Source organism: Pseudomonas sp. MWU16-30316 (genome assembly GCF_020515645.1).
GTDB lineage: Bacteria > Pseudomonadota > Gammaproteobacteria > Pseudomonadales > Pseudomonadaceae > Aquipseudomonas > Aquipseudomonas cerasi.
On the sequence record NZ_JAIZAZ010000003.1, the window covers coordinates 184,992 to 196,648 of the forward strand.

Sequence of the window (11,657 nt, forward strand, 5' to 3'; positions counted from 1 at the left end):
GTGCTCGATACGTTTCGCGCAAACAAAAAAAGGCGTCCCGTCAGTGGCCTGACGAGGACGCCTTTGTCCGGTCCCGTTCGCTCGGGAGACGCAGCCTTCATCGTTGAGGGCGGCGTGTTATGAATTATCTGCCAGTGACCATGCAGCGCTTGTGCCAACTCGGATTTGCCAGCCTGCGCGGTGTGCAGTCGATAACCCTGGCGCTTTCTGCACTGCGTTGAGGCGCGTTGCACAGAAGCGGGGCGCAAGGGCTCAGTGGCGGCCCATCAACCAGATCACCAGCATCAGGTTGAACAGCAGAGAGAGCAACGCCAGTGTTCGCCAGACTTTCAGCGGTTCGCGTTCCAGCAGCGGACGCGGCTTTGCCACCAGCGGACGATGCTCGGCCTGCTCCAGCTCCAGCAACCACTGTTCGGCGGTTTCATAACGCTGGCTCGGGTCGGCGTGCAGTGCCTTGTCCAGGCTTTGGCTCAGCCACTGCGGCAGATCCGGTCGATAACGACTGGCAGGTATCGGTGCGCCGAAGCGACGGTGCTGAAAGGCTTCGATCTCGCCGTAAGGGTATTGCCCTGTCAGCAGGTAGTACAAGGTGACGCCTGCTGCGTACAGGTCCTGTTGCGGATGCGGTTCGGCGCCGTTGAAGGCTTCCGGTGCTATATAACTGGGTGTGCCGGGCAGGTCTTCGGTGTTGACCGCCGACAGGCCCGGGCAGAACGCCAGGCCGAAATCCAGCAGGCGCAACTCGCCGTCGTCGGCCAGCAGCAGGTTTTCCGGTTTGATATCGCGATGGATGATGTTGCGTCGATGCAGCAGGCCCGTGGCCCGTAACAGTCGGGTGGCCAAGTCCTGCCACTGGGCCAGCGGCAACGGCCCTTTGTCGGTGAAGCGCTCGGCCAGTGTGTGCCCGCGATACTCGCGCATGACGTAATACAGATGCTGACGGTCTGGCAGCGGGTGTATCTCGGGAAAAAAACGCCCGGCGACCCGACGCAGAAACCACTCCTCCAGCAGTAAACCCTGACCGGCACCGGTCTCGTCATGACGACTGGCTGGCAGGGTCTTCAGCAGCCAGGGCTGCTCATTGATATCGGTGACTCGATAAACGATGGACTGGCGTGATTGCGCCACGATGCTGACGACTTTCCAGCCTTCGAATGTCTGATCGGCCTTGAGTGCGGGTGGCAGCGGCCATTGCTGCAATTGCAGTAGCGTATCGCCTAGATCGTCCTCGCCGAGCGTGTCGACCTGAATCAGCAGGGCGCTGGCATTGTCCTGACTGCCGGCCAGGTGCGCCGCGCTGACCAGGGTTTTCACTGCCGCGTCGAGGTCGTGCTGTTCGCCCAGAATCGAGCGGATACTTGCATCGCCCAGTGCCGCCCATACGCCGTCGCTGACCAGCAGCAGGCGTTCGCCTTCACACAGCTCGCCGTCCAGGTAATCCATGACCACGTACTGATCCAGGCCCAGCGCACGTTTGAGCACATGCTGCATGTCGGCCTGTTCCCAGACGTGATCTTCACTGATGCGTTTCAGCGTTCCGGTGTGCCAGCGGTAAGCCCGGCAGTCGCCGACATGGGCGAGGGTGAAGCGCCTGCCACGCAGCACCAGAGCGCTGAGGGTGGTCAACAGGCCGTTGGCCAGTAGCCAGCGATTCTGCGCCAGCAGCAGGCGATCAAGGGACTGCGCCACGCCCCAGGTTTCCGGCGTGGCGTAGTAGTCGAGGGCCAGCGCCTGCAGGGTCGACTGCGCGGCCAGTGCGCCGTCGGCACATTGGCTGACGCCGTCGGCAAGGGCGAACAGATAGCCCTTGCTGGCCGCCACCGCCGGGACTGGCGTGACCAGGCGTACGGCGTCCTGATTCTCCGCTCGCGGTCCGCTGGCGCTGAATTGTGCAAACTGCAGTTGCAGGCTCATCGGCGCTTCAGACCCGGGCCGCCGTGACCGCGGCCGAACCCCAGGTGGTTCTCCAGCGACGTTTGACGTTCAGCAGGCCGAACCAGGCCAGTATCGCCAGGCCGGCGAACAGCCACAGACCCAACTGGTAGTCGCCGGTGTTCTGTTTGATGCTGCCCAGGCCCGCCGCCAGCAGGAAGCCACCGATGCCACCGGCCATGCCGATCAAGCCGGTCATGACCCCGATTTCCTTGCGGAAGCGCTGCGGTACCAACTGGAACACCGCGCCGTTGCCGGCCCCCAGGCCCAGCATCGCGGCCACGAACAGCGCCAGTGCTGCCCACGAACTCGGCAGGTTGAAGCCCACGGCGGCAATGCCGATGGCGGCAACCGCATACATCACGGTCAGCGTGCGAATCCCGCCGAAACGGTCGGCCAGCGCACCACCCAACGGACGCATCAGGCTGCCACCGAACACACAGGCAGCGGTGTAGTAACCGGCAGTGATCGGGCTCAAGCCATATTGGTCGTTGAAATAGCCGGGCAGGGCGCTGGCCAGGCCAATGAAGCCACCGAACGTCACACTGTAGAAAAACATGAACCACCAACTGTCACGGTCACCCAGCGCCTTGAGGTAGTCCGCCATGGATTTGGGTTTGCTGCGTTGCGGGGCGTTGCGGGCCATCAGGGTGAAGGCGATCAGGGTCAGAACCAGCGGGATCAGCGCCAGGCCGAAGACGTTGCCCCAGCCGAAACTGGCGGCCAGCACCGGCGCGATCAACGCGGCCAGTACAGTGCCGGAGTTGCCCGCACCGGCGATGCCCATGGCCTTGCCCTGGTGCTGCGCCGGATACCATTGCGACGCCAGGGGCAGCGCGACGGCGAACGAAGCACCGGCCATGCCGAGGAACACGCCCAGTACCAGCACCTGGCCGTAGGTGTGAATGCCCAATTGCCAGGCACCCAGCAGCGCGCCGATGACGATCACCTGGCCGATGATTCCGGCGGTTTTGGGCGACAGCTGGTCGGCCAGCAGGCCCATGAAAAAGCGCAGCACCGCGCCCGCCAGAATCGGCGTGGCGACCATCAGGCCACGTTGCTGAGTGGTCAGGTGCAGGTCAGTGGCAATCTGTACCGCCAGTGGGCCCAGCAGGTACCAGACCATGAAACTCAGGTCAAAATAGAGAAAGGCCGCGAACAGGGTCGGTTTGTGGCCTGCCTTCCAGAAGCTTGTATCCATGTGCACACCTCATCATCTGCTAGTTAGTCAGTCGGGCCATGACCGCGACACGGGTGGTTCAGACGCTGTGGTGGAGTGTTCCGAATGACGGCGACTCCACCGGCCCCTTCGCCGGGGCCAAAACGCAAAAAACGTCGCCTCTCTGTCCACGGGGCGGAAAGAGATGAGCGACGTCTTTGTCGTAAAAGGTGATAGCCGCCGTTGGCTACCGGTGCGATTGCATTAGCAATAGACGGGCCAATGGTCGTGCAGGCGCGTCAGCCATACGTTGCAGACAGGTTGTATGGCTTTCAGAGACTGCGAGCGGACTGATGTATGACCTCGAACCGGGCGTGGGCCATCAGACGCGCTGCAAAAAAGGGCGTGGCGGCGAAAAGCCAGATAACGGCTTGCACAGTCCGTATCAGTCAACAGAAACAGGCAGTTAACAGGATTTAAGTATGTTTTATTAAAGTTCAAACTATTTAATATTATTTAATGTGCCATCAGTTTTGCGTGTAAGTACTGTCATTGTGATGCTGTTTCGATACGCAGCTATGGTGGCGTTAATATATATAATTTAATGCGCAGCTCTCACCGTTGTACGATAGCAACGCTGTAAATATTTAATTTACTTTGCGTGGCATCTCTGAGAGCATCGCTTCTGTTGCGACGTGTGACGCTTATTAAAAAAGGTGGTTTCACTTTTCAATCCGGTAATCTGTAGTTGCAGTTTGCCAGTCAATCTCGATAAATGCTTACTTCGAAAGAAGTCATCGGCTACTCGCTCTTTTATCGGCGTCCGGCTGTCCTCGACACCTGAATGCCCGACACACTCTGCACCTCGGCATTGCACGCATGCCTGCCGTGTTGTCTTCCTATACGCGCTGCTTGTACAGGCGCCAGCAAAGGACATCATCATCATGAGTAACATCAATTACGCACCTACCATCTGGTCCCGTGCCGATGCGTTGAAGGTCAATGAAAATGACCCGACCACCACGCAGCCATTGGTAAAAGCGGACTTTCCGGTCATGAGTGATAAGGTCTTCATCTGGGACACCATGCCGTTGCGAGAGCTTGACGGCACGGTGGTCTCAGTCAACGGCTGGTCGGTTATCGTCACACTGACGGCTGATCGCCACCCCGACGACCCGCAGTATCTCGGCGCCAACGGCCGCTACGACATCAAGCGCGACTGGGAGGATCGTCATGGACGGGCGCGCATGTGCTACTGGTATTCGCGCACCGGCAAGAACTGGATCTTCGGTGGCCGGGTCATGGCCGAAGGCGTGTCGCCCACCACCCGTGAGTGGGCGGGCACACCGGTATTATTGAATGACAAGGGTGATATCGATCTTTACTACACCTGCGTGACACCGGGGGCGACCATTGCCAAAGTGCGCGGCCGTATTGTGACGTCCGATCAGGGCGTGGAGTTGAAAGACTTTACTCAGGTCAAAAAACTGTTCGAGGCCGACGGCACTTATTATCAAACCGAAGCGCAGAACTCGACGTGGAACTTCCGCGACCCGAGTCCGTTTATTGATCCCAATGATGGCAAGTTGTATATGGTCTTTGAAGGTAATGTGGCCGGCGAACGCGGTACGCATACCGTTGGCGCTGCAGAACTTGGCCCGGTGCCACCCGGCCATGAAGAAGTGGGGGGTGCGCGTTTTCAAGTGGGCTGTATCGGCCTGGCAGTTGCGAAAGATCTCAGCGGAGAAGAGTGGGAAATACTACCGCCACTGGTGACTGCGGTGGGCGTCAATGACCAGACTGAACGTCCGCATTATGTCTTTCAGGACGGCAAGTATTATTTGTTCACCATTAGTCACAAGTTTACGTATGCTGACGGTGTGACCGGGCCGGATGGCGTTTACGGTTTTGTGGGCGAGCATTTGTTCGGGCCTTACCGGCCGATGAACGCTTCCGGACTGGTGCTGGGCAATCCGCCTGCACAGCCATTCCAGACGTACTCCCACTGTGTGATGCCCAACGGCCTGGTGACTTCGTTCATCGACAGCGTGCCCACCAGCGGCGATGACTACCGTATCGGCGGCACCGAGGCGCCGACGGTCAGAATCCTGTTGAAGGGCGACCGCTCGTTCGTGCAGGAAGAGTATGACTACGGCTACGTCCCGGCGATGAAGGATGTGCAGTTGAGCTGACAGGCTGCGCCTCTGTAAACGGTGAAGAACGCCTGTGCGGGCAGGCGTTCTTCCTGGCTTCAGCCCAGCAGTTCGCTCATTGCGATAATCTGCTCGGCCACCTGAATCAGCTTCTGCTGACGACTCATTGCCTGACGTCGCATCAGCGTATAAGCCTCTTCTTCGTTGCAATCCTTCATCTTCATCAGTAGCCCCTTGGCCAGCTCGATGCGCTTGCGCTCGGCCAGTTGCTGATCGCGGGCATGCAATTGCGCACGCAGCGCCTGATCGCTTTCAAAGCGGGCCATTGCCACATCCAGAATGGGTTGCAGCCGTTGTGCCTGAATCCCCTCGACGATATAAGCGCTGACCCCGGACTTGATGGCCTGGCGCATCACGCCTGGATCGTGCTCGTCGGTGAACATCACGATGGGACGTGGCTGGTCGCGGCTGACCAGCACCACCTGCTCCATCACGTCGCGACCTGGCGATTCAGTGTCGATGAGGATGACGTCCGGGCGCACGGCTTCGACGCGTGCGGGCAGGTCGATGATCAGGCCGGATTCGTCGATCACTTCGAAACCGGCCTCTATCAAGGCTGACTTGAGGCGACCGACCTTTTTGGCGGTGTCATTGATAAGCAGGATACGCAGCATGGTCACGTTCTCCGTCAACGACTGGCCACAGCGGGCGCGTCGTCGGCCAGCGAATGGAGCTTGAAGCTACGCGCGTAGCCCGCCGGATCGCTGCCGTCCCAGATCCTGCCATCGATCAGCTGACTGCTGCGCATGGTTGCGGCGGGTACGTCGATGCCCAGCGCGCTGGCCGCCTGACGGTACAGGTCGAGTTGCTGGACGCGACTGGCGACCGCCAGGTAATCCGGGTCTTCGCGCAACAGGCCCCAGCGTCGGAACTGGGTCATGAACCACATGCCGTCGGACAGCCAGGGGTAGTTGACCTGTCCTTGGGCATGGAAGCTGACCGCGTGAGGGTCTTGCCAGCGATTGCCGAGACCGTCGCTGTACTGACCGAGCAGGCGCGGCTCAATGCAGTCCACTGAGGTGTCCAGGTAATCGGCACCGCTGAGAAGTTGTGCGGTGCTGCGCCGGTTATGATCGTTTTCCTCGATGAAGCGGCTCGCTTCCAGTACGGCCATGATCAGCGCTCTGGCGGTGTTGGGGTTCTGCTCGACGAATTCACGGGTACAGCCCAGCACCTTGCCCGGGTGATCCGGCCAGATCGACTGGCTGGTCGCCATGGTGAAGCCCAGTTGCTGCTGAACGGCGCTAGCGGCCCAGGGTTCGCCGACGCAGAAACCGTCGATGCGCCCAGCCTGCAGGTGTTGCGCCATTTGCGTGGGCGGCACCACGACACTGGTCACATCATCGAGCGGATGAATGCCCTGACTGGCCAGCCAGTAGTAGAGCCACATGGCGTGGTTGCCGGTGGGGAAGGTCTGCGCGAAGGTCAGCCTTGATCCGCTTTGGTGCGCGCGTTTGTCCAGTGCTTCAGGAGTGATCACGCCCGCCTGCTGCAACTCGCGGGACAGGTTGATGCACTGGCCGTTCTGGTTGAGCCCCATGAGGATGGCCATGTCGGCCGCCGGGCCACCGCTGATGCCCAGTTCCACCGCATAGATCAGACCGTACAGGCTGTGTGCCGCCTGCAACTGCCCGCTGACCAGCCTGTCGCGCAGCCCGGCCCAGGAGGTCTGACGCTCGAGGTTCAGGCTCAGACCGTAAGGCTGGGCGAAACCCTGAGTGGCCGCGACCACCAGCGGGGCGCAGTCGGTCAATGCCATGAAGCCCACGTCCAGGCTGTTCATTTCCGGGGCGTCGCTACCGGCCACCCAGTCCAGCGCATTACCGGTTCGTTCGTTCATCGCGCGTGCTTCATCAAAGGTCCGTCCAGAAAAAAGGCGTCGTCCGACCCATTGCAATGCAAGTGTCGAAGCGACGCCGTTGTCCATGCACCGCTCCGCCGTTGGAGTGAGTGCCGATAGCGGTTTCAAGCAAGGCATATGCCATCGCCGGGGAGGGGCGAGCAACAAGTTTGTCGCGCGCCTCGCCTGACAGGCCCGCACACGTCTATAATCGCCACCCTGAATTCAGCTGCTCACGAGCCCATCCCGCCATGTATAACCTGGCCCGCCAGTTACTGTTCAAACTTTCCCCGGAAACCTCTCATGACCTGTCGCTGGACCTGATCGGTGCAGGCGGACGGCTGGGCCTCAATGGCCTGCTGAGCAAGTCCCCGGCGAAGTTGCCGGTCAGTGTGATGGGCCTTGAATTTCCCAACCCTGTGGGGCTGGCAGCCGGCCTGGACAAGAATGGTGCAGCCATCGATGGCTTCGCGCAACTGGGCTTCGGGTTCGTCGAGATCGGCACAGTGACGCCACGTCCGCAGCCGGGCAACCCCAAACCGCGTATTTTCCGCCTGCCCAACGCCGAGGCGATCATCAATCGCATGGGCTTCAACAATCTGGGTGTCGACAACCTGGTTTCCCGTGTCGAAGCGGCAAAATATCGCGGCGTTCTGGGCATCAATATCGGCAAGAACTTCGACACGCCGGTCGAGCGTGCGGTCGACGATTACCTGATCTGTCTGGACAAGGTCTATGCCCATGCCAGCTACGTTACGGTCAACGTCAGTTCGCCCAATACGCCGGGGCTGCGCAGCCTGCAGTTCGGCGACTCGCTCAAGCAACTGCTCCAGGCCCTGAGCCTGCGCCAGCAGGAGCTGACGCAACGGCATGGCAGGCGTGTGCCGCTGGCGATCAAGATTGCCCCGGACATGACCGACGAAGAGACCGTGCTGGTGGCCGCAGCCCTGATCGAGTCCGGTATGGACGCAGTCATCGCCACCAACACCACGCTTAGCCGCCAAGGCGTCGAAGGCCTTCCGCATGCTGATCAGGCAGGCGGCTTGTCGGGCGCGCCGGTTCGGGAAAAAAGCACGCACATCGTCAAGGTCCTGGCCGGTGAGCTCGCGGGGCGTCTGCCGATCATCGCCGCAGGCGGGATCACCGAAGGCCGACACGCCGCCGAGAAGATCGCTGCGGGGGCCAGTCTGGTGCAGATCTATTCGGGGTTCATCTACAAGGGCCCTGCGCTGATTCGCGAGTCGGTGGATGCCATTGCGGCGATGCCTCGCGCCGCACGCTGAACCCGGGGTAAAAAAAGGGGCTCTGCAAGAGAGCCCCTGGGCGTTGGCCCGCCGCCCGGGTCGGGCGTGCATGGTGCAGGTGTGAATCAGTCAATCATGTGTGTGGCCCGACAGAGGCCGAAAGTCTTTGATGTGAATCGCCTCATCCGACCGCGTGAAGTTCGTTGAGTCTGTGGATGCCCGCAGTGCCGGTCATACCGTCCCAGTTGTCGCCGCGTCCTTCGCGCCAGCCATTGATCCATGCCTGGCGTACTGACGGTAGAGTAAAAGGGCAAAGCTCACGGGATTTACCATGAACGCCGTATTGATATCCGCGTAAAAATGCTCTTTCCAACGGATCACGCTTAAGTCTTCTCATAGGGTAATGCCCTCGTCTGTTGACTGTAATATCCCTGAGACCCCGTGATGAGGTCGGGCAGAATCTTCTGCCGTTGGGGCCCGCTGCCGGCGTCGCGGGCCTTGATGCCACCACCATTGCGGCGATGACCTGAGACGATTTCTAACCAAAGCGCAGGGCGGTGTGAATGATCGTTTTGTCATAAGCACGTCACATTCAGGTCTGTCGAGCAATAAGCGATGATCTGTTTCAAGCATGATTTTTTCTGCAGCCCCTTGAACATGGGCGTTTGCAGGCTAATTGAAATCGCTTATCAGGCTCATATACTGGCTCAATGCCTTGGTTGCTTAAGCGACGAAGGGTCATGATCGGCGCTGCAAAAATGTGACTTTTCAAAACACCACTTTTGATTGCGTGCCTTATTGCCGACATCGACTTGCCTGATATCTGTTCTAATACGCGCCAGAACTGCCGCAATGACATGACAGGATCATGCGGTGGACCGGCACACATCACGTGCCACGCAGGCGTTCTCCATGAAAGACGCCTGTTCAAATCTGGCAGGGCAATGCGTTGCCCGCCGCAGACGGCTCAGGCCCTGGAATACACATGTCGGATCGCTACGAACTTTTCCTCACTTGCCCCAAGGGCCTCGAAGGCCTGCTTGCCGAGGAAGCTACTGCGCTGGGCCTGCAAGAGACCCGCGAGCACACTTCAGCCATTCGCGGCTCGGCCGACATGGAGACCGCTTACCGGCTGTGTCTCTGGTCGCGACTGGCCAACCGCGTGTTACTGGTGCTCAAGCGCTTCCCGATGAAGGATGCCGAAGACCTCTACCACGGCGTACTGGATGTCGAGTGGCAGGATCATCTTGAATCCGACGGCACCATTGCGGTGGAATTCAGTGGTCATGGTTCGGGCATCGATAACACCCATTTCGGTGCATTGAAGGTCAAGGATGCGATCGTCGACAAGCTGCGTACTCCGGATGGCGAGCGTCCTTCGGTCGACAAGATCAACCCCGATCTGCGCGTGCACCTGCGCCTGGATCGCGGCGAAGCCATTCTGTCCCTCGACCTGTCCGGGCATAGCCTGCACCAGCGCGGTTACCGTCTGCAGCAGGGCGCTGCACCGCTGAAGGAAAACCTCGCCGCCGCTATCCTGATTCGTGCTGGCTGGCCGCGCATCGCTGCCGAGGGCGGCGCGCTGGCTGACCCGATGTGCGGTGTCGGTACGTTTCTGGTCGAGGCCGGGATGATCGCCGCCGACATCGCCCCGAACATCAAGCGTGAACGCTGGGGCTTCTCGGCCTGGCTGGGCCACGTCCCGGCGCTGTGGCGCAAGCTGCACGACGAAGCGCTGGCCCGCGCAGAAGCCGGGTTGGCCAAAACACCTTCGTGGATTCGCGGTTACGAGGCTGATCCGCGACTGATCCAGCCGGGACGCAACAACATCGAACGTGCTGGTCTGAGTGACTGGATCAAGGTCTATCAGGGCGAAGTCGCGACCTTCGAGCCGCGTCCCGACCAGAACCAGAAAGGTCTGGTGATCTGCAATCCTCCGTACGGCGAGCGCCTGGGTGACGAAGCCAGCCTGCTGTATCTCTACCAGAACCTCGGCGAGCGCCTGCGTCAGGCCTGCCTTAACTGGGAAGCTGCGGTGTTCACCGGCGCGCCGGACCTCGGCAAGCGCATGGGCATTCGCAGCCACAAACAGTATTCGTTCTGGAACGGCGCCTTGCCGTGCAAGCTGCTGCTGATCAAGGTCACGCCTGACCAGTTCGTGACCGGCGAGCGACGCACCCCCGAGCAGCGTCAGATCGAACGCGAAAACCCGGTCGAGGTTGAAGTCGTTGAGCGCAAACTCAACAAGAACGGCAACCCGATCAAGCCGGAACCGGTGGTGGTCGAACAGGCGCGCCTGAGTGAAGGCGGGCAGATGTTTGCCAATCGCCTGCAAAAGAACCTCAAGCTGATGGGCAAGTGGGTACGTCGCGAGGGGATCGATTGCTACCGCGTGTATGACGCCGATATGCCTGAATACTCGCTGGCGATCGATCTGTATCACGACTGGGTGCATGTTCAGGAATACGCCGCACCCAAGTCCATCGATCCGGAAAAGGCGTCAGCCCGGCTGTTCGATGCGCTGGCGGCCATTCCGCAAGCCCTGAACATCGACAAGAACCGCGTAGTGATCAAGCGTCGCGAGCGTCAGAGCGGCACCAAGCAGTACGAGCGCCAGAGCGCCCAGGGTCAGTTTCTGGAAGTCAGCGAAGGCGGCGTCAAGCTGCTGGTCAATCTGACCGACTACCTGGACACCGGGCTGTTTCTCGATCACCGGCCGATGCGCATGCGTATTCAGCGCGAGGCGGCCGGCAAGCGCTTCCTGAACCTGTTTGCCTACACGGCGACGGCCAGTGTGCATGCTGCCAAGGGCGGTGCGCGCAGCACCACCAGCGTCGACCTGTCGCGGACCTATCTGGACTGGGCGCGTCGTAACCTGTCGTTGAACGGTTTCTCCGACAAGAATCGTCTCGAGCAGGGCGACGTGATGGCCTGGCTGCAGGCCAATCGCGACGAGTACGACCTGATCTTCATCGACCCGCCGACGTTCTCCAATTCCAAGCGCATGGAAGGCATTTTTGATGTCCAGCGTGATCAGGTCGAGCTGATCGATCTGGCCATGGCGCGTCTCGCACCGGGAGGCGTGTTGTACTTCTCCAACAACTTCCGCAAGTTTGTGCTTGATGAAAACCTGAGTCAGCGTTACGCGGTCGAGGACATTACCGCGCAAACCATCGATCAGGACTTCGCCCGTAACGGCAAGATCCACCGCGCCTGGAAAATCATGGCGCGTAGCTGATCCGGTGCGCGATGAACTGATCGGTAATGGT

At 60.3% G+C, this 11,657-nt stretch carries 8 protein-coding genes; 3 read left to right on the top strand and 5 right to left on the bottom strand.

The features are described from left to right. Window positions 1–252 precede the first annotated feature (252 nt). Both LCH65_RS11895 and LCH65_RS11900 read right to left on the bottom strand, forming a co-directional pair. Window positions 253–1,914 carry a bifunctional protein-serine/threonine kinase/phosphatase gene (locus LCH65_RS11895; RefSeq protein WP_226439493.1) on the bottom strand — a complete coding sequence of 554 codons (1,662 nt, stop codon included), beginning with the start codon at window positions 1,912–1,914 and terminating at the stop codon, window positions 253–255. Window positions 1,915–1,921: 7 nt separating this feature from the next. Then, a complete protein-coding gene (locus tag LCH65_RS11900) occupies window positions 1,922–3,133 on the bottom strand; it encodes a nitrate/nitrite transporter (protein WP_003433035.1) in 1,212 nt (403 codons plus the stop codon). A gap of 902 nt (window positions 3,134–4,035) precedes the next feature. Between LCH65_RS11900 and LCH65_RS11905 the strand changes: the two genes are divergently transcribed. Continuing rightward, the gene (locus tag LCH65_RS11905) at window positions 4,036–5,283 is read left to right on the top strand and encodes a glycoside hydrolase family 68 protein (RefSeq protein ID WP_003433034.1); all 1,248 of its coding nucleotides are present in this window, start codon (window positions 4,036–4,038) and stop codon (window positions 5,281–5,283) included. 59 nt (window positions 5,284–5,342) lie between these two features. Here LCH65_RS11905 and LCH65_RS11910 read toward each other — a convergent pair whose 3' ends face one another. Further along, a complete protein-coding gene (locus LCH65_RS11910; protein WP_003366877.1) occupies window positions 5,343–5,918 on the bottom strand; it encodes an ANTAR domain-containing protein in 576 nt (191 codons plus the stop codon). A gap of 14 nt (window positions 5,919–5,932) precedes the next feature. Beyond that, on the bottom strand, window positions 5,933–7,144 hold the full coding sequence (locus LCH65_RS11915; protein WP_226439494.1) for a CmpA/NrtA family ABC transporter substrate-binding protein: 1,212 nt from the start codon (window positions 7,142–7,144) through the stop codon (window positions 5,933–5,935). 251 nt (window positions 7,145–7,395) lie between these two features. Between LCH65_RS11915 and LCH65_RS11920 the strand changes: the two genes are divergently transcribed. Next, a complete protein-coding gene (locus tag LCH65_RS11920; protein ID WP_003346110.1) occupies window positions 7,396–8,427 on the top strand; it encodes a quinone-dependent dihydroorotate dehydrogenase in 1,032 nt (343 codons plus the stop codon). A gap of 142 nt (window positions 8,428–8,569) precedes the next feature. On the opposite strand, the gene LCH65_RS11925 is transcribed toward LCH65_RS11920, so the two are convergent. After that, a complete protein-coding gene (locus LCH65_RS11925; RefSeq protein WP_002553055.1) occupies window positions 8,570–8,785 on the bottom strand; it encodes a ribosome modulation factor in 216 nt (71 codons plus the stop codon). 588 nt (window positions 8,786–9,373) lie between these two features. Here LCH65_RS11925 and rlmKL point away from each other — a divergent pair. After that, window positions 9,374–11,626 (top strand): bifunctional 23S rRNA (guanine(2069)-N(7))-methyltransferase RlmK/23S rRNA (guanine(2445)-N(2))-methyltransferase RlmL, encoded by a 2,253-nt coding sequence (rlmKL, locus tag LCH65_RS11930; RefSeq protein WP_004410502.1) that lies wholly within the window; start codon window positions 9,374–9,376, stop codon window positions 11,624–11,626. Window positions 11,627–11,657: the final 31 nt, after the last annotated feature.

Excerpts from the sequence above, each read along its gene's own strand:
- LCH65_RS11895 (WP_226439493.1), bottom strand. The coding sequence starts at position 1,914 with ATGAGCCTGCAACTGCAGTTTGCACAATTCAGCGCCAGCGGACCGCGA.
- LCH65_RS11900 (WP_003433035.1), bottom strand. The coding sequence starts at position 3,133 with ATGGATACAAGCTTCTGGAAGGCAGGCCACAAACCGACCCTGTTCGCG.
- LCH65_RS11905 (WP_003433034.1), top strand. The coding sequence starts at position 4,036 with ATGAGTAACATCAATTACGCACCTACCATCTGGTCCCGTGCCGATGCG.
- LCH65_RS11910 (WP_003366877.1), bottom strand. The coding sequence starts at position 5,918 with ATGCTGCGTATCCTGCTTATCAATGACACCGCCAAAAAGGTCGGTCGC.
- LCH65_RS11915 (WP_226439494.1), bottom strand. The coding sequence starts at position 7,144 with ATGAACGAACGAACCGGTAATGCGCTGGACTGGGTGGCCGGTAGCGAC.
- LCH65_RS11920 (WP_003346110.1), top strand. The coding sequence starts at position 7,396 with ATGTATAACCTGGCCCGCCAGTTACTGTTCAAACTTTCCCCGGAAACC.
- LCH65_RS11925 (WP_002553055.1), bottom strand. The coding sequence starts at position 8,785 with ATGAGAAGACTTAAGCGTGATCCGTTGGAAAGAGCATTTTTACGCGGA.
- rlmKL (WP_004410502.1), top strand. The coding sequence starts at position 9,374 with ATGTCGGATCGCTACGAACTTTTCCTCACTTGCCCCAAGGGCCTCGAA.